This window comes from Jeotgalibacillus aurantiacus, assembly GCF_020595125.1.
Lineage (GTDB): Bacteria > Bacillota > Bacilli > Bacillales > Jeotgalibacillaceae > Jeotgalibacillus > Jeotgalibacillus aurantiacus.
In genome coordinates, this window is the sequence record NZ_JACNMS010000002.1 from 351,318 (window position 1) to 367,529 (window position 16,212).

A 16,212-nucleotide genomic window follows, 5' to 3' on the forward strand; every position below is an offset into this window, starting at 1 on the left:
CTGCTACGCGAACAGGTGGTTTTCATTTCTTTCGTATAATACAGTCCCTTTATCACTTGGTAAAAGGTTGTGTATTGTATAATCCTCAAATTTACTTTCAAGCTCTGAGGCAACGTGTCGGGCATTCACATTTTCAGCATACACAGCAATGGAAGGCCCCGCACCGCTGATTGTTACCGCAAACGCACCTTCTGCCAGCGCTGTTTTTTTAATGTCAGCAAGATCCGGGAAAAAACTGCTTCTGTGCGGTTCATGAAACTCATCTTGCATCATGGCCCGCCCGGCTTTATTAAATTGACCTGTCAGAAGAGAGGCCACCAGGACATTCCCAGCCGCGCTGCTCATCACTGCGCCACGGTGCTCCACTATCTTTGGAATCACTTCCCTGGCTTCTTTTGTCTCAAGCGTTGTATGTGGAACAAGTACAATGACTGAGAATCCGCTTACAGGAACTGAAATGGTATCCAGATTACCATCTGCGTACCGGGAAACGGTAAAGCCTCCAGCTATACTTGCAGAAACGTTATCAGGATGTCCTTCCATTTCACAGGCGAGAAAAATTTTCTCCTCCTGGGACAATGACAGATCAAGCAGCTGATCGGCAATGGAAATCCCCGAGCTGATGGCTGCTGCACTGCTTCCAAGTCCTCTTGATAGGGGAATATCGGATTCAACCGTTAACTTAGCAAAGGGACAGATTTTGTTGAATTTTTTCTCAACGTGCCTGACCGTTTGTATAATCAGGTTTTTTTCATCTCCCGGCAATGTCTGATGCTCCCGCTGAACATATTCCACTCTCCAGCTGTCTGAAGGTTCAATTTTTACTGTCTGGTAAATGGGCAGTGCGAGCCCCAGTGAATCATATCCCGGTCCGAGATTGGCAGTTGAAGCGGGTGCAACGACTGAAAAGGGCTTAAAGCTCACAATTTTACCCCTCCCTTCAACTCATCACGGATGGCTTCAAAATCAGCCTTCATCTTTTTCGGTTCGAGGTCAGAAACCTTGATCGCCGTCTCCGGATCTTTTAATCCGTTACCGGTTAAGACAGCTGCGATCGTCGAGCCTTTCTCTATTTCACCCTGCTTTAACCGTTTAATGACGCCGGCGATTGATGCACAGGAGGCAGGTTCCGCAAAGATACCTTCTCTTTTAGCGATGAGCTGGTAAGCTTCCAGAATTTCTTCATCTGTCACCTCTAAAATGTGTCCATTCGACTCTTTAAGAGCTTTCAGAGCAAGATCCCAGCTGGCAGGGTGACCAATCCGGATGGCTGTTGCAATCGTTTCAGGCTTTTCAAAAATACGGTTATGAACGATAGGGGCGGCACCTGAAGCCTGTGCACCCAGAAGTGATGGCCGCTCGCCACCGTTTTTCTGCTGATATTCAGTAAAGCCTTTCCAGTAGGCAGAAATATTACCCGCATTTCCAACAGGCAGCGCTAAAATATCTGGTACACCTTCCAGTTGGTCTATGATTTCAAATGCTGCTGTTTTCTGTCCATCCAGACGGTAGGGGTTAACAGAATTCACTAATGTGATATCCTCTGTTTCACTGATTTGTTTTACGATTTTCAGCGCCTCGTCAAAGTTTCCTTCAATTTCAATAATTTCCGCTCCATACATGCGTGCCTGTGCAAGCTTTCCAAGGGCAATTTTACCTTCAGGAATGACCACGATGGATCTCAGGCCTGCTCTGGCGCCATAAGCTGCCGCTGCCGCAGAAGTGTTACCTGTGGATGCACAGATAATGGCTTTACTGCCTGCCTCCTTTGCTTTGGCAACAGCCATCACCATTCCTCTGTCTTTAAAAGATCCGGTCGGATTTGCTCCTTCAAGCTTTACGTAAAGGTTAATTCCCCATTCTGCAGAAAGATTTTCGAGATGTACAAGAGGTGTATTGCCTTCGTTCAGACTTAATTCCGGTGTTTGATCGGTAACTGGAAGCCATTCTTTATATGTGCTGATTAAGCCTTTCCATCTCATCTCGGTTCTCCTCCTTCTACACGATACTGGCTGATGATTTTTTGGACAAATGATGATTGGTTTAACTCATCAATAATGCCATTATGATTTTTTCTCGATACAGGGTGCGTGATCAGAATGACTTCTGCTTCACCTGCTTTTTCTCCGGGACGCTGAATGATGGACCCGAGACTTGCTCCGTATCGTCCGTAAATGGATGTGAGCTCTGAAAATACGCCTACTTCATCTTTCACGAGCAGTCTATGGAAAAATTGTGCTTTCTGTTGATCCTGAGATTTCAGCTTTCTCTCATTTACATAGTCAATGTTTCTGCTGCCGGCTACACCAAGCAGTAAATTACGACACGCAGCGATCACATCAGATACAACAGAAGTTGCAGTTGGCATGGATCCTGCTCCAGGTCCGTAAAACATCGTTTCTCCCACGGCATCGCCATAGACATAAACCGCATTATATTCATTTCTTACGGACGCCATCGGATGAGAAGATTTTAAAAATACAGGCTCTACGCCGACTTCAACACCGTCCTCATCCCGCTCAGCATATCCAAGCATCTTCACGTGATAGCCGAACTGTTCTGCAAGTTCAATATCCTCTGTCGTAATGGACGTCATCCCCCGTACTTCCACATCATCGAGGAACACTTCCATTGAAAATGCGAGCGTTGCGAGAATCGCCATTTTTCTTGCTGCATCAAGACCTTCTACATCAGAGGTTGGATCACTTTCTGCAAAGCCAAGTTCCTGAGCTTTCTTTAATGCTTCGTCATATGACCAATTTTCTTCCTTCATCTTTGTCAAAATGTAATTTGTTGTTCCGTTTACAATACCCATGATCGTGGATATTCTGTCAGAAGCAAGGCCATCCTCTAATGTTCTGATAATCGGGATCCCGCCTGCCACACTCGCTTCATAATAAAGATCCGTTGCATTGTCACCTGCAAGCTTTAACAGCTTATGCCCGTGTAGAGCCATCAAATCCTTATTCGCTGTAACGACTGCTTTTTTAGACTGTAGCGCCTGTTCAATTGCTTCATGTGCACCTTCAATGCCACCCATAACCTCTACAATGACATCAATCGTCGCATCTTCTAATACTTCATTAATATCTGTCGTTAAAATACTTCCATTTAAATCGGCGGCCCGGTGCTTATCCAGGTCTCTCACCGCAATCTTTTTGATTTTTACTTTTGCTCCGAGTTTTTGTGACAGCTGCTGCTCGTTTTCACGGATCATTGTCGCAACCCCGCTGCCTACCGTTCCAAACCCAAGCATTCCGATGTTAATCTCTTTTGTCATAATCATGCACCTGCTTTCACACGTCTCTGTTCTTTTTAAAAAGACATTTGTTTTTGATATACGGACAATTATAGCGTTGCAGCAGACCAGTGACAACCCAATTTCCTGTTTTTTTCTGAATAATTACAAGTAAACGGTTACATTTACGGACCATAATCATACTGGAAACTCCTATTCCGTTATGAGATGATAAATACATTAATACATAGGAGTGAACGTTTTGGTCAAAATAATGAATATCGCAGCGACTGCAGGTGGTATCGGCATATTAAATATCCTGTTAATGCTGGTATTGGATACAGGATTTATAGAGATTTCCCTGCTCGCTGGAATCATCGGAATCGTAGTTGTCCGGTTTTTCACATCACCCGGTAATTACGCCAAAGCTAACCGTGCACCCGTTGAAACAGGATTGATGACGGTACAGCTGAAAGAGCAAAAGAAAGTGGTCTATCCAAAAACCATTGAATGGACAAGTATCGTCTATACAGCAGTATCTCTGGCAGCAGTGATTGTGCTTTATCGGGATTACTTCTTCACTTAAAAACCGGCATGGACCGGTTTTTTTGTTTGCACCCGTTTAGCGTGGTATTCATATCGGGTAAACAATGAAGATGCAGAGACGGGACAAGGAGCATATAACATGATGAATGAACCATGGTTTTTAGCTATATTGGACACACGGGCTTATGAGTATGAGCATTACCGCTACAGCGTTTGTTTTATTAATCAGTCAGATCAGATCATTAACGGAATTGAATATACAGCTAAAGGCTCTATAAAAGCCTATAACCGGACGCTGTCAGAAGCGGAGGAAAGTCGCAGCCTTGGAGAATTAAAACCGCAATATGTTGTTGAAATCGAACACATACCGAAAAACGGATTTATTGAGGACATGAGTTACACCTTTACAATCCGTATCGGGGACCGGACAGAGGAAATTACCTACATTGTTCCGAAAAATCTGTCAGGCGCAGCTTATTCGCTATTTGATTTACCCGTCGTTCAGCAGAGAGGGTACATTTTCCCTCCAAACAGACCAGATACAGGAGTGAAATAAATGAAAAACAGACTCGAAAACGGACGGCTGCTGCCGATCTCAAGTAAACCGAACAACGTATCAACCCAAACAGATCAGTCAGATAAAAAAATGGAGCCGCTGCCTTACAGAGGTAGCAAAGAAGATTCAAAAGCAAGATTGAAAAAAATCCTGCATGCGAATGAAAAGATCACGATCAAGAATGAATCGGAAAACATGATTTATGCAATCGAAACATCATCTTTCTTCCGGTTCAAGGATGATATTGATTTTTTATTTGATGATGAAAACCAGGTGATCCATTTTCGTTCAGCCTCAAGAACCGGCTATTCGGACATGGGAGTAAATAAAAAACGGATGCAGAAAATCACTGAATTGTATATGGAGGAGATTTAATGGAACGGTATCAGGTTGTCGTAATTGGTGGCGGTGCAGCAGGTATGACTGTCGCATCAGGCGTTGCATCACTCGGAGCGAAAACAGCGTTAATTGAAAAGAAAGATTCCCTCGGTGGCGATTGTCTCCATTTCGGATGCGTGCCGTCAAAAGCGTTAATCAAAACGGCTAATATGGTGAGCGGTATGTTCACAACAGCTGAAGAGCTTGGATTTACAGTGAATGGCGATCTGAATTTTGAACAGGTTAAAAACAGAGTGAACAGCGCAAGAAATACGATACAGGAACACGACAATACAAAACGATTCACTGATATGGGTGTTGATATTTATTTTGGTGGCGCATCATTTGAATCAAGCCATGAGATTAAAATCGGCAACGGTGAAACGATCTATGGAGAAAAGATTGTTATTGCTACAGGCTCCCAGCCCGTCATTCCGCCTATTGAAGGACTTAAAGATAGCCCGTTTGTGACGAATGAAACCATTTTCGACCTCCCTTCCCTGCCAAAGAGGCTCGGGGTAATCGGAGGAGGAACAATCGGTTTGGAAATGGCTCAGGCATTCTCCCGCCTTGGATCAGACGTGATGGTTTTTGAAGGAGCAGGTCAGATCTTCACAAAAGAAGACCGCGATATTACACGCTTTATGCAAAACGAATTAAAAAATGAGTTTACAATTGAGCTGAACACCACTGTAAAACACGTAAGCTATGAAAATAATGAGTTCGAGCTTACAGTGGCAAAAGGATCCGGCACTGAGACAGTAAAAGTTGATACCCTGCTTGTTGCAGCGGGAAGAAAGCCGGCCATAGATGCTCTTGCGTTATCTAAAGCAGGCGTTGAGGCTGTTAAAGGCTTTATTAAAACGGATGCTTCCTTCCGGACTTCAAGAACGCATATTTTTGCTGTTGGTGACACAATCAATACGCTGCCTTTTACACATGCGGCAGGTGAAGAAGCGAAAACCGTTGTTTCAAATGTTCTCTTTGGCTTGAGAAATTCACTTGATCATTCAACAACACCATGGGTAACTTTCACGACCCCTGAAGTTTTCCATCTCGGAAAAACTGAGCAGGAGGCCGAAGAAGCCGGAATCGAATACAAAGTTTACAGAGCTCACCTTGACGAAGTGGACCGTTTCGTTACCGCACACGAATCAAGAGGATTTGTTAAGCTGATCACAGACAAAAAAGGCTACATTATCGGTGCACATGCCGCCGGAACAGAAGCTGGAGAATGGATGCAGCTTGCTGTATTCGCCATGAAAAACAAAAAGAAAATCGGCAGCCTCTCGCGTATGGTCTACTCCTACCCGATCAAAGCAGGCGCACTGCAAAAAGCAGCAGACCTGTACTGGAGAGAAAAACTCTTTGACGGACCACTGCCGAAGCTGACAAAAAAGTTTTTCGAACTCAAATTCCGCGCAACCTCTTCCGGACACGAGAAAACTGAAAACGATCCGGAATTAAATTAGTCAAAAAACTGGACGGGAATGACCTGTCCAGTTTTTTCATCATTTATGTCTTTTACAATATATACATATATATAAGCTTTTTATTTTCACTGTCAGAAGTGCCGGGTCATTCCGTAGACTCCTGCGGCAGAGAAGCGACAGGTGAGACAGCGTAATGCGCAGCAAAAGCTTGGCTCACCGCGCGGCCGCGGAAAGCGAAGGAATGATCCGGCACGGTTTTTTATAACTTTCATTACTTTTAAAAAGCAGCCAAACGGCTGCTTTTTTTATCGTACCTGACCATCACCGGTCATTACATATTTGATTGTCGTTAACGCAGGTAACCCCATAGGTCCTCTTGCGTGAAGTTTCTGAGTAGAGATCCCAATCTCTGCACCAAAGCCTAAGGCACTGCCATCTGTGAAACGTGTAGAAGCATTCTGGTAAATCGCTGCTGCATCAACCAGTCCTTTAAAGCGTTTTGCCGTTTTTTCATCTTCAGTCACAATCGCCTCTGAATGCTTCGTTCCATACTCATCGATATGAGCAATCGCTTCATTCACATCAGAAACAATCTTCATAGCAATATCAAGGCTTAAAAACTCGTTGGCCCAGTGATCTTCTTCTGCAGCCTCGGCATTAGGAATCAATTCTACTGCTTTTTGATCACCAAAAACCGAAATGTTATTTTCATTTAATATATCAATCAGCTCATCCTTATGCTTTGCAAGGAACGCTTCGTGAATAATCACCGTTTCCGCTGCATTACATACCGCAGGACGATCTGTTTTGGCATTGACAAGAATCGCAAATGCTTTTTTAGCATCGGCATGCTCATCAATATAAATGTGACAGTTACCTACTCCCGTCTCAAGTACCGGTACAGTCGCATTGTTGACAACTGCCTGGATCAGTTTACCCCCACCTCTCGGGATCAGAACATCAATATGCTCTTTCATTGTAAACAGTTCCTGAGTAGCTGAACGGTCTGTACTGTCGATAAATTGAACAGCATCTGAGGAAATCACAGTATTTTCAAGTGCTTCCTTGATGACTTCTACAATTTTACGATTTGAATTAATCGCTGATGAACCACCTTTTAGAACGATTGCATTGCCTGATTTCAAAGCAAGACCGGTTGCATCTGCTGTCACGTTTGGACGGGCTTCATAAATCATACCGATTACGCCTAATGGAACCCGAACGGTCTGAACGTTTAACCCATTATCAAGTGTCCACTCATCCGTCACTTCACCTGCAGGATCTTCAAGCTTTGCCACCTGTCTCAGCCCTTCAGCAAAGTCTTTTACACGGTCCTGATCAAGTGCCAGACGATCCATATAAGCAGCATCATAGCCTGCTTCACGGCCATTTTTAAGGTCTGCCTCATTGGCAGTCAGAATATCATTGCTGCGTACTTCCAGATGATCTGCAATTGTATTTAATGCAGCGTTTTTTTCTTCCGTTGACAGAAGACCAAGCTCCTTTGAAGCCTTTTGTGCAAGCTTTGCCTGTTCTTTAACATTTGTCTTTTCGATGACTGTAGTCACCAAACCACTCCTTTTAATTTTTGGGGTTTATCACGATTGTTATTACAGTACAGTAAATATTGTTTATACGCCGATCGGGATCGCCACTTCCAATTCGCAAACAAAGGAATCATTGTGAACCGCTGCTTCCGCTTCCTCTGTTTCGTTCATTTGGAAGTTCTCAAGATCTGCTGAAGAATAATTGACGATTCCTAATCCAAGCTTGTTCTTTTTTGTGTCCAGAATCCGGACGACACTGCCTTTCTTAAAGTAGCCGTTAATTTGATAGATCTGACTTGGCAGAAGGTTTCCTTTTTCATTCACAATGGTATCTTTTGCATCCTCTTCAATGAGAATCTCACCTTCCGGACCTGAGTTGAAGGCAATCCATTGACGTTTGTGATCAAGATTAATGTCAAGTTCATTTACGCCAAAATACGTTCCGCGTGCTGTTTCATATACAGCGTCAACCAGAATATTCGGGACACCTGCTTTTCCTAGGAAAGATGGTATTCCGGATGCCATTGAAATTTTAAAGGCATCAATTTTGGAACGCATACCTCCTGTCCCGACTGCGGAACCGGGTTCTCCAGCCATATCCTCAATATCTTGTGTGATTTCTGTCACTTCCGGTAATAACTCTGCCTCAGGGTTTTTGCGTGGGTCATCGTTATACAGACCATCAATGTCAGACAGAATAATTAACTGATCGGAATCCACAAGACCTGCTACTTTGGCAGAAAGCGTATCATTATCTCCAAAACGGAGACGATCCGTCGTGACCGTATCGTTTTCATTTACGATTGGTACGATTCCGCGTTCCAGTAACACATTAATCGTGTTTCTAACGTTGTTATAGCGCGTCTCATCGGAGAAATCACTGCGCGTAATTAAAATTTGTGAAGCAGCGTATCCATGAGATGAGAATAATTCAGAGTAGGTTTCAATTAGTCTTCCCTGTCCAATTGCAGCTGCCGCCTGCTTTTCCGGCAGTGATGATGGACGGTTAACGAAACCGAGTGTACGGTAACCGGCTGCAACCGCTCCGGATGAAACGAGAACGACTTCGTGCCCGTCATCCTTTAATTCTGCAACCTGATCTGTAATCCGCTGAATTTTTCTTCTGCTGATATCTCCTGATGAACTTGTTAAAGAACTGCTTCCGATTTTAATTACAACTCTTTTTTGACTGTCCGATGTCATGCTATCACTCCTGATTAGTATTTCTCTATCTTTGTACGGTGGTTACTGCACCGTTGCTTTAGCCATTTGTTCTGTGATTTCCTTGGATCTGTTCATTGCGCCTTCAATCGCTGCTTTAATGGCGTTTCCTCCACCGCTTTCTTCTAAAGCATTCAGTCCGGCTGCGGTTGTACCATTTGGCGACGTTACATTTTGTCTGAGCTCAGTTGGTGTTTCATCACGCTCAATCATCATTTTTGCAGCGCCTAAAATTGTCTGGGCACCAATTTCACGGGCCTGTTTTACATCCATCCCGTTTTCATGTGCCGTCTTTTCAATGTGTTCCATCAAATAATAGAAGTAAGCCGGTCCACTGCCTGCAATGCCTGTAAACAAATCCATCTGGTCTTCATCAATCACATATACCTCACCGATTGATGCCAGCAGGCTTTTCGCAAGCTTGACATTTTTCATCGTCACATTTTCTCCCGGTGAGATGGCAGTCGCTGATTCTCTCAGCATACTCGACGTATTTGGCATCACTCTGATGACCTGCTGTCCTTCATTCAGATGCTGTTCCATAAATTCCGTTGAAATCCCTGCAAGTACGCTCATTACAACCTGATTCGGTTTAATAGAGTCTTTAATGGATAACAATGATTGTTCAGCATCTTTTGGCTTCATCGCTAAAATGATGACATCATAAGAAGAAAGATTTACTTTGTCTCTTACAATTCCCTGAATGCCATAGCGGTTATGAAGCTCAAACAACCGGTCTTCATTGCTTCTGTTCGTTGCCGTTACCTGGTGAGGCTCGAGTGTACCTGTTTGTACAATCCCTGAAATCATCGCTTCCGCCATGTTTCCAGCCCCAATAAAGGCTACTCTGATTTCTGATGACATAAACGTCCCATCTCCTTCAATTCATTAATTATTCATATTGCGCTCGCTGTTTTGTTCGCTCTGTTTTAATCACGAATATTATCGTAACACGTAGGAAATTTTCATCAAGAGTAATCGGGGAAGTAGTGAGTTACAGTCAGTTAACGGGAGTGAAAGCGTTATCAAGGGGCTGTATTTTTTAATAATGCGTGAATTTGCGGTTTTAGATGACGAGAGCGTGAAATTTGAGATATTTACATTTGAGGAACAAAAAAACGGACCCCTGTATAATCGGGATCCGCAGACTCTTAGCTGTTTATTCGACCGTTACGTTAAATTTTTCTTTTAAATCCTGTACGAGCTTTTTATGATACTCATCGCTGACGACATTTTTTGATCCTCTGATAATTTCTGTCGCGTAATGAAGTGGTGGTGCAATCTCTTCAGACGGATCAATAACAATAAAAGAGATGCTTTTCTCATACGTGCGGTCACCGACACGGACATCAATCATCACCGGGCGATACATCCCCGTGTGAACCCCTTCCCGCTCAAATAAATAAGCAAGGGCTTCCTGATTCACTTTATATAACACACCCTCACCAGGCTGACCTGTTTCTATTATATTCGCACGCCCTCCGTCGTGAACAGTAAGACTGTAATTCATTTCAAGTCTGTCTGTTACACCACCGCCAATTTTATTTATAAACAGATGATCAACTGAGGCCAGTTTAAAACGTTCATTATCCATACAGGAACCATACGCATAGTAATAATGAACAGGACGGTCGAGTTCAAGGTGTACAAGCCAATCATTAAACCTGACTTCTTCCGCTTTCTGATGTGAACCGTCATCCACCTGTGTAAGAGCGTCCACTTCTCCTAAATGATCAGTCATCACTTTGATCTTTTCAACTTTTCCTGTTTTCTTCATCCATTTTATTACGTCATCAGCTTTTTCATCCGCCACTTGATAAAGTTCCCCATATGAGGTCTGATTCTCTGAAGGAACAAGTATCGGATCCAAGTGATCACCTACATACAGTTTTCCTGCCGTTTTAGCCTGTGAAGCCAATAACGTTTCATTGAAAATTAAATCGTGAGCAGTACCATGTTTTCTTAAAGTCCCATATACAAAAAAAATCTGACTCAATCTGATCATCCTCCTGTTATGTTAACTATCATTGGCCGCGCACGCATGTTCGTGTTAAAGTAAAGATGGTGATATGATGAATCTAATAAGATGGAGCTACGCAGGACGAGGCAGAATTCGGGCTTATTTTGAAGAAATCCCCCACTCTACTGTGTTTCTCTCAAGAATAAGAAATAAATACTTTGTCCGTTATGTAGATTGGCATCGCTCTGATCCTGTTGTCAGCCGTGACGATCTTGCTGTGATGGAAAGGATCATTAACGATGAGCAGCAACTGAATGATCGTGGCAGCTAAACAGATCGTTGATTCTACGATAGTAAATAAGATGATAAAATGCAAGATTGAACGGAGTGTAGCAACGTGAAAAAAAGAAAAATAGTAGCAGCCGGAATCGTGTTGACTGCTTCTTTATCAGCATTACCGGTTCAAACAAAAGCAGAAATTACTTCTCCTGAGGTATATATAGCGCTTGGAGACTCTGTTGCAGCAGGAGTCACACCGAACGAATCAGTCGACGCAGGCTATACAGATATCATCGCAGCAGAGCTCGGGCAGTCCGGTCTGCTTGCAGCATTCTCAAAGGATTTTGCCGTTCCAGGCTTTACAACGTCTAATGTGCTGGAGCTTTTTGATAATGAGGCGGTTCGTGACAGCGTCTCACAGGCTACGATGATTACGCTGTCTGCAGGAGCTAATAACGTCCTTGGTCTTGTTCAGCAGGACGACCTCGGTCAGACCGTGAGCTACAACCAGCTGACTGCCAACTTTGCGCTCAATAATATGAGGATAGAGTACGGTGAGATTCTTGATACCATTCAGGAATTAAATCCTGATGCCGATATTTATGCGATCGGATACTACTTCCCTTATCCTCATGTAAAGGAAAAGCAGCAGGATGGCGTAAGAAAAGTTCTGGAAACGGTGAACACCATTATTCAGAACGAAGCTGAATCAAGAGGGCTGACCTATGTTCCTGTTGCAGAAGAATTTAATGCCGCAGGAACAGCTTACTTGCCAAACCCTACTGACGTTCACCCGAATCAGGAAGGATACGTTTCAATCGCGAACTCATTTTTTGACGTTGCTGCTCCATTTTTAGAGGCGTCCATTAATGATATTCCACCAAATCCAGGTCTCTCACCATTTATTCAGGAATTACTGGAGCAAAACCCGCAGATGCAAATGCAAAGCAGTCCGGAAGAAGCTGAACAACCTGAAGAGATGGAACTTGAAGGAACTGCAGAAGATGGAATCGGACATTCATTTAAAGATCCGGATAACCTGCTTGGATACAGCAGGATGATGACATAATAAAAAAGAGATGCCGCAAAACAGGCATCTCTTTTTTATTACTTTTCAAGTGGTCCGTCATCCCAGCACTCGGTATTTTTCAGGCCTTCTATTCTGTTTTTATAAAACACTGGATCAATTCCCTGACGTTTCTGCTTCTTATAATCATTTAATACTTTAAAGGCTAAAGGTGAAAGCAATGAGATCGCAACAAGGTTGATCAGTGCCATCGTTCCCATTGAAACGTCTGCAAGATTCCAGACAACTCCAAACTCCTGAACAGCCCCGAAATAAACCATTGCCACAACAATAATTCGGTAAAGGTTTTTGTAAACCGGACTGTATTTAATAAACTCAATATTTGTTTCGCCGTAATAATAGTTACCTACAATAGAGCTGAAGGCAAAAAGGAAAATCGCGATACTGACAAATGTTCCTGCCCAGCTGCCTACATGGAATGCAAGCGCATCCTGAGTGAGCTGAATGCCGTCACTGCCGTTTAAGTATTCTCCTGACATAATGATAATCAGGGCAGTTGCGGTACAAATAACGAGTGTATCAACAAAAACACCAAGTGACTGGATCAGACCCTGTTTGGCAGGGTGTGTAACAGAAGCAGTCGCAGCAGCATTAGGAGCACTACCCATACCGGCTTCGTTTGAGAACAAACCGCGCTTTACCCCATTCAGAATGGCTGCACCAATTCCGCCGGAAACGACTTCTGTGAAACCAAAAGCATTACTGAAAATGATCTGAAACATCGGCAGTACTTTATCAAGGTTGGTAAAAAGAATAAACAATGCAAGTAGAATATACAGAATGGCCATCACCGGAACGACGATACTCGTCACCGCTGCAACCCGTTTGACCCCTCCAAAAATAACAGCTGCCGTGAGCACAACAAGCACTAGTCCTACAATGGAACGGTTCCAGCCAAATGACCCTTCAAGGGCAAGCGAGATCGTATTGGACTGAACTGAATTAAATACAAGACCAAACGTAATCGAAATGATAATAGCAAAAATAATACCCAGCCATCTCGCATTTAATCCTTTTTCCATGTAATAGGCAGGTCCTCCACGGAACCCTTCCTTATCTTTCACTTTATAAACCTGGGCAAGTGTTGACTCCACAAAAGCAGATGCTGCACCAACAAGGGCAATGACCCACATCCAGAAAACAGCCCCCGGTCCGCCAAGTGCGATCGCTGTAGCTACCCCTGCAAGGTTTCCTGTTCCTACACGTGAAGCAGTAGAGATCGTAAAGGCTTTAAAAGATGAAATTCCACGTCTTCCTTCTGATGAAATCGTGGACTTTTCAGTCAGAAGCTTCAGCATGTCTCCGAGTGAAGTAAACTGAAGGAAGCCGCTCTTGATCGTAAAGAACAAACCGCAGCCGATCAGAACGACGATTAATATGTAATCCCACAAAAATCCATTCACAGTCGTGGCAAAACTGTCAATCGCTTTGACAAATAATAATGTTTCCAACATTTTAATGACCTCCTTTGAAATAAATAGAATGGAAGAAAGCGGTACTCTCTTCCATTCCCTGTATGATGATTTTATTAAACCTCTTCTGTGTTCAATTCAAACCATACCTTCTTGACCTTACCACTCTTCTGTTCATCAATGACAAAGGAGCCGTTTGAGTATCGGTCATTCACCCTGAGTGAGGCAGGATTGATCGCAATCCGCTCTCCCTTTTCCGTTTCTGCGGAAACAGCGATATCTGATTTATTTTCAACGGCAAGGATGCCGACAATCCGGTGAGGATTACTTTTCAGTTCCCTCAGCATGACCAGTCCTCTTTTCGCTCTGCCGCTCAACTCGAATTCTGACACTGACATTTTCTTTACAGATCCGCGCTGTGTCATCACAATCAGCTGAGATTCCTCTGATACAATCTGTCCTCCGATGACTTCGTCGCCATCCTTCAGGTTGATTCCTTTCACACCAGCTGCACGCTGACCAATTGGTGCAGCTTCAGATTCGTGGAATCGAAGTCCATAGCCAAGTGACGTGGCAAGAAGTATTTCTTTCGTTCCGTCAGTCACGAAAACATCAAGAAGCTCATCGCCTTTTTTCACATTTAAAGCAACGAGTGCTCTCGCTGTTCGCTGAGCATTATAAAGTGAGAGTTCTGATTTTTTCAGCATCCCATTTCGTGTAATGAACGTCAGATACTTTTCACCACTGAAATCATTTACCGGAATTACGCGTACAAGCTGCTCATCCTTCTCAAGCGTCACGAGTGATGATACGTGCTGACCGAGATCCTTCCAGCGGATTTCCGGCAGCAGATGGACCGGATAGTGAATATAGTTCCCTTTATTTGTGAACAGCAGAATGGACTCCGTCGTATTGATGTTAAAGAGCCCAAGCATCCTGTCTGATTCCTTCATCGCAAAATCCTTACCATTGGATGCGGAATAAGATCGCAGCGATGTCCGTTTAATATAGCCGTCAGCCGTTACCGATGCAATGACATCTTCACTGGCAATGAGTACTTCCATATTAATCTTGATATCTTCAATGACATCTTCAATCACAGATAAACGGTCATTTTGGTACTGCTTTTGGATACCTCTTAATTCTTTCTTAATGACAGACATCAGCTTCGTTTCATTATTCAAAATAGCCTCGAGCTGTTCCACTTTGGCATCCAGTTCTTCAGCTTCTTTTTGAAGTGCCGTCACATCTGTGTTTGTTAAGCGGTAAAGCTGTAAGGACACAATGGCCTCTGCCTGTGCTTCTGTGAAATCAAACAGCCGTTTGATGTTCTCCTTCGCATCTTTTTTATCCTTGGAAGCTCTGATTGCCTCAATTACTTCGTCAAGCACGGATAAGGCTTTGATCAGACCTTCAACGATATGTTTTCTTTTCTGTGCTTTATCATAGTCGAATTTCGTTCTTCTTGTCACAACTTCCTTCTGATGCTCAATATACGCATCAAGAAGACTGTTCAGCCCCATCAGCATCGGGCGTTTATTATAAATGGCAACCATATTAAAGTTGTAATGTACCTGCAGATCTGAATTTTTGTACAGGAAGTTGAGTACGCCTGTCGCGTCTGCTTCTTTTTTCAGCTCGATGACAATCCGCAGTCCGGTTCTGTCTGTTTCATCACGAACTTCTGCAATTCCTTCCACTTTACGGTCTGCACGGAACTCATCCATTTTTTTAACGAGAACGGCTTTGTTGACCTCGTAAGGAATTTCTGTAATGACCAGCTGCTGTTTACCTCCGCGGATGTCTTCAATATCAACTTTTCCGCGAATGACAATTTTACCTTTTCCGGTTTCATAGGCGTTTTTGATGCCGTCAACACCCTGAATAATGCCACCTGTAGGAAAATCCGGACCTTTGATGACTTTCATGAGATCATCCACCGTACATGACGGATCTTCGATGCGCATAACGGCAGCATCAATGACCTCACCTAAATGATGAGGCGGAATTTCAGTGGCATATCCGGCTGAAATTCCTGTAGATCCATTAACCAGCAGGTTTGGATAACGTGCAGGCAGAACAACGGGCTCTTCTGAAGTATCATCAAAGTTTGGAATATGATCAACGGTCTCCGAATCAATATCGCGGAGCAATTCCCCTGAGATCGCTGACAGCCTTGCCTCTGTATATCGCATTGCTGCCGCAGGATCCCCGTCAATACTACCGTTATTACCGTGCATTTCAACAAGACGGTTACGCACTTTCCATGACTGGCTCATCCGAACCATCGCATCATACACAGACGAATCACCGTGCGGATGATAATTACCGATTACATTTCCGACGGTTTTAGCAGATTTACGAAAGCCTTTTTCATGCGTGTTTCCTTCCATATGCATGGCATAAAGAATTCGTCTTTGAACAGGCTTCAGTCCATCCCTTGCGTCTGGAAGAGCCCGCTCCTGAATAATGTATTTACTGTATCGTCCAAATCTGTCCCCTAAAACTTCTTCGAGAGGAAGATCTTGAAAGCGTTCTGTTGCTGTCATAAAAGC

At 43.6% G+C, this 16,212-nt stretch carries 15 protein-coding genes; 6 read left to right on the forward strand and 9 right to left on the reverse strand.

Annotated features, from left to right (window positions below; all coding sequences use genetic code 11):
* Positions 1-3: 3 nt before the first annotated feature.
* The 3 genes from thrB to H7968_RS06605 are packed head-to-tail and all read right to left on the reverse strand — an operon-like array spanning position 4 to position 3,280.
* Positions 4-924 (reverse strand): homoserine kinase, encoded by a 921-nt coding sequence (thrB, locus tag H7968_RS06595; protein WP_227395411.1) that lies wholly within the window; start codon positions 922-924, stop codon positions 4-6.
* Positions 921-1,982, reverse strand: coding sequence for a threonine synthase (gene thrC, locus H7968_RS06600; RefSeq protein WP_134371548.1), 1,062 nt, complete (start codon positions 1,980-1,982; stop codon positions 921-923). Before thrC ends, thrB begins: the two co-directional genes overlap by 4 nt.
* Entirely contained in the window at positions 1,979-3,280 is a 1,302-nt protein-coding gene (locus H7968_RS06605) for a homoserine dehydrogenase (protein WP_227395412.1), read from the reverse strand. Before H7968_RS06605 ends, thrC begins: the two co-directional genes overlap by 4 nt.
* Before the next feature lie 220 nt (positions 3,281-3,500).
* Between H7968_RS06605 and H7968_RS06610 the strand changes: the two genes are divergently transcribed.
* From H7968_RS06610 to H7968_RS06625, 4 genes are all read left to right on the forward strand, one after another.
* Positions 3,501-3,824, forward strand: coding sequence for a hypothetical protein (locus H7968_RS06610; protein ID WP_227395413.1), 324 nt, complete (start codon positions 3,501-3,503; stop codon positions 3,822-3,824).
* A 99-nt stretch (positions 3,825-3,923) separates the two neighbouring features.
* Positions 3,924-4,340: a hypothetical protein gene (locus H7968_RS06615; RefSeq protein ID WP_227395414.1), complete on the forward strand. Its 417-nt coding sequence runs from the start codon at positions 3,924-3,926 to the stop codon at positions 4,338-4,340.
* A complete protein-coding gene (locus H7968_RS06620) occupies positions 4,341-4,715 on the forward strand; it encodes a DUF1499 domain-containing protein (RefSeq protein ID WP_227395415.1) in 375 nt (124 codons plus the stop codon). It begins immediately after the preceding gene.
* Positions 4,715-6,190: a dihydrolipoyl dehydrogenase family protein gene (locus H7968_RS06625; protein ID WP_227395416.1), complete on the forward strand. Its 1,476-nt coding sequence runs from the start codon at positions 4,715-4,717 to the stop codon at positions 6,188-6,190. Before H7968_RS06620 ends, H7968_RS06625 begins: the two co-directional genes overlap by 1 nt.
* 266 nt (positions 6,191-6,456) lie before the next feature.
* Here the strand turns inward: H7968_RS06625 and H7968_RS06630 are convergent, their stop codons facing one another.
* From H7968_RS06630 to H7968_RS06645, 4 genes are all read right to left on the reverse strand, one after another.
* A complete protein-coding gene (locus H7968_RS06630; protein ID WP_227395417.1) occupies positions 6,457-7,719 on the reverse strand; it encodes a glutamate-5-semialdehyde dehydrogenase in 1,263 nt (420 codons plus the stop codon).
* A gap of 63 nt (positions 7,720-7,782) precedes the next feature.
* A complete protein-coding gene (gene proB, locus H7968_RS06635) occupies positions 7,783-8,901 on the reverse strand; it encodes a glutamate 5-kinase (RefSeq protein WP_227395418.1) in 1,119 nt (372 codons plus the stop codon).
* Between the two features lie 42 nt (positions 8,902-8,943).
* The gene (gene proC / locus H7968_RS06640; RefSeq protein ID WP_227395419.1) at positions 8,944-9,783 is read right to left on the reverse strand and encodes a pyrroline-5-carboxylate reductase; all 840 of its coding nucleotides are present in this window, start codon (positions 9,781-9,783) and stop codon (positions 8,944-8,946) included.
* Between the two features lie 295 nt (positions 9,784-10,078).
* Positions 10,079-10,915 (reverse strand): gamma-glutamylcyclotransferase, encoded by an 837-nt coding sequence (locus H7968_RS06645; protein WP_227395420.1) that lies wholly within the window; start codon positions 10,913-10,915, stop codon positions 10,079-10,081.
* Between the two features lie 76 nt (positions 10,916-10,991).
* Here H7968_RS06645 and H7968_RS06650 point away from each other — a divergent pair, with 76 nt between their 5' ends.
* Entirely contained in the window at positions 10,992-11,210 is a 219-nt protein-coding gene (locus H7968_RS06650; protein WP_227395421.1) for a hypothetical protein, read from the forward strand.
* A 66-nt stretch (positions 11,211-11,276) separates the two neighbouring features.
* A complete protein-coding gene (locus H7968_RS06655; RefSeq protein ID WP_227395422.1) occupies positions 11,277-12,227 on the forward strand; it encodes an SGNH/GDSL hydrolase family protein in 951 nt (316 codons plus the stop codon).
* A gap of 38 nt (positions 12,228-12,265) precedes the next feature.
* Here H7968_RS06655 and H7968_RS06660 read toward each other — a convergent pair whose 3' ends face one another.
* Entirely contained in the window at positions 12,266-13,699 is a 1,434-nt protein-coding gene (locus tag H7968_RS06660) for an alanine/glycine:cation symporter family protein (protein WP_227395423.1), read from the reverse strand.
* A gap of 74 nt (positions 13,700-13,773) precedes the next feature.
* A complete protein-coding gene (parC, locus tag H7968_RS06665) occupies positions 13,774-16,206 on the reverse strand; it encodes a DNA topoisomerase IV subunit A (RefSeq protein ID WP_227395424.1) in 2,433 nt (810 codons plus the stop codon).
* Positions 16,207-16,212: the final 6 nt, after the last annotated feature.

Coding starts and splice junctions, on each gene's coding strand:
- H7968_RS06650 (WP_227395421.1), top strand. CDS start 10,992: ATGAATCTAATAAGATGGAGCTACGCAGGACGAGGCAGAATTCGGGCT.
- proC (WP_227395419.1), bottom strand. CDS start 9,783: ATGTCATCAGAAATCAGAGTAGCCTTTATTGGGGCTGGAAACATGGCG.
- thrC (WP_134371548.1), bottom strand. CDS start 1,982: ATGAGATGGAAAGGCTTAATCAGCACATATAAAGAATGGCTTCCAGTT.
- parC (WP_227395424.1), bottom strand. CDS start 16,206: ATGACAGCAACAGAACGCTTTCAAGATCTTCCTCTCGAAGAAGTTTTA.
- H7968_RS06615 (WP_227395414.1), top strand. CDS start 3,924: ATGATGAATGAACCATGGTTTTTAGCTATATTGGACACACGGGCTTAT.
- H7968_RS06605 (WP_227395412.1), bottom strand. CDS start 3,280: ATGACAAAAGAGATTAACATCGGAATGCTTGGGTTTGGAACGGTAGGC.
- proB (WP_227395418.1), bottom strand. CDS start 8,901: ATGACATCGGACAGTCAAAAAAGAGTTGTAATTAAAATCGGAAGCAGT.
- H7968_RS06620 (WP_227395415.1), top strand. CDS start 4,341: ATGAAAAACAGACTCGAAAACGGACGGCTGCTGCCGATCTCAAGTAAA.
- H7968_RS06625 (WP_227395416.1), top strand. CDS start 4,715: ATGGAACGGTATCAGGTTGTCGTAATTGGTGGCGGTGCAGCAGGTATG.
- H7968_RS06660 (WP_227395423.1), bottom strand. CDS start 13,699: ATGTTGGAAACATTATTATTTGTCAAAGCGATTGACAGTTTTGCCACG.